Here is a 1,913-nt window from a genome sequence, read left to right as displayed (position 1 = left end):
CCTATCCGGGTGCGCGGAGACGTCTCCAGCCAGTTTCTGACGGCCCTGCTGATGGCGCTGCCGATTGTGGCTGCCAATGACATCTGCATTGAAGTGGTAGGGGAGCTGATTTCACGGCCCTACATTGAAATCACGCTCAAACTGCTCAAACGCTTCGGCATTGACGTGCAGCGCAAAGGCTGGGAGCAGTTCATCATCCCCGCCGGCAGCCGCTACCAGTCGCCCGGTGAAATCCACGTCGAGGGCGACGCCTCTTCTGCTAGCTATTTCATAGCGCTTGGCGCAATAGCATCGGGCGCTGCAGCCCAAAATGGCATAGAAGTTTTGGGGGTTGGGGCGGACTCCATCCAGGGCGACATCCGCTTCGTGGAGGCCGCACGAATGATGGGCGCACAAATCGACAGCACGCCCAATTCACTGCGCATCTCGCGCGGTGCATGGCCGCTCAAGGCGATTGATCTGGATTGCAACCACATTCCCGATGCCGCGATGACGCTGGCGGTCATGGCGCTGTATGCAGAAGGAACGACCACCCTGCGTAATATCGCCAGCTGGCGCGTCAAGGAAACCGACCGTATCGCCGCGATGGCCTGCGAGCTGCAAAAGCTCGGCGCCAYGGTGGAAGAAGGAGCGGATTACCTCAAAATTACGCCGCCCCTGCCCGGCGGATGGAAAACTGCACCCATTCGCACCTACGACGATCATCGTGTAGCCATGTGCTTTTCGCTGGCCGCCTTCAACCCGGCCCGGTTGCCCATCCGGATTCTTGACCCCAAATGCGTCGGCAAAACATTTCCGGACTACTTTGAGGCCCTGTTCGCCGTCGCTGAAGCAGACGCCCAACACATTCCGGTCATCTGTGTCGATGGCCCTACGGCCTCGGGTAAGGGAACCCTGGCTGCCCTGACGGCCCATCGGCTTGGTTTTCACTACCTTGATTCCGGCGCTCTGTACCGCTTGAGCGCATTTGCCGCTTTGCGTGCAGACGTTTCGCTTGATGATGGAGCCGCTGTGGCGCAAATTGCCCGAGCCATGCCCGTTCGCTTTCAGGGCGACCGGATTTTCCTCGGGGCGGAAGATGTGTCGGAAGCCATCCGTTCCGAAGCTGCCGGGATGGCCGCCTCCCGGGTTTCGGCACATTCCGAGGTTCGGGCCGCCCTCCTCGCTCTGCAGCACAGCTTCCGGCGATTGCCCGGGCTCGTCGCAGACGGGCGGGACATGGGAACCGTCATTTTCCCCGACGCTCCTCTCAAAATCTACCTCACGGCCAGTGCCCGGCACCGCGCTGAACGCCGGCATAAGCAGTTGATTTCAAAGGGAAATTCAGCTATAATCAGCGAGATTCAGCAAGATTTAGAGGCACGTGACGCCCGCGATTCATCGCGAAAAGCCGCCCCTTTGAAGCCTGCTGATGACGCCCGTCCCCTGGACAACTCCTATCTGTCGATTGAGAAATCGGTCGATCAGGTCATTGACTGGTGGCAGGGCACCCGGCCCTTCTGACCCCCGACGCGCACCCTGCGCTTGGTCAGCAGGTTCATTAACGTAACCCGCAGCCTTATTCAAGTCTGGCCGCAACAACCGCCGCAAGCAGCTCTAAAAACAATAGCAATTCCGCTATTGGAACCCTGTTCTGTGGATGAGGAAAATCAATGTCTGAATCTTTTGCCGATCTATTTAACGAATCGCTCCAGCGCTCTGAAATGCGCACCGGTGAAGTCATCACCGCTGAAGTCGTTCGCATCGACCACAACCACGTCGTCGTCAACGCCGGACTGAAGTCCGAGGCCTATGTGCCGCTCGAAGAATTCAAGAACGACCAGGGCGAGCTCGAAGTCCAGGTCGGCGATTTCGTTTCTGTTGCCATCGACTCCGTCGAAAACGGCTATGGCGACACCCTGCTGTCCCGCGAC

At 58.8% G+C, this 1,913-nt stretch carries 2 protein-coding genes; both read left to right on the top strand.

Translation table 11 applies throughout. The features are described from left to right. Positions 1-1,503: (d)CMP kinase (gene cmk, locus AC1D0Z_RS20595; protein ID WP_477660027.1), on the top strand; the 1,503-nt coding region annotated here is incomplete at its 5' end. A gap of 149 nt (positions 1,504-1,652) precedes the next feature. Then, on the top strand, positions 1,653-1,913 hold a 261-nt coding region (locus AC1D0Z_RS20590), incomplete at its 3' end, for a S1 RNA-binding domain-containing protein (protein ID WP_477660026.1).

This window comes from Polaromonas sp. P1_E3 (assembly GCF_056405935.1).
The sequence above is the reverse complement of the archived record's forward strand: the minus strand, read 5'-3'. Positions and strand labels throughout refer to the sequence as shown.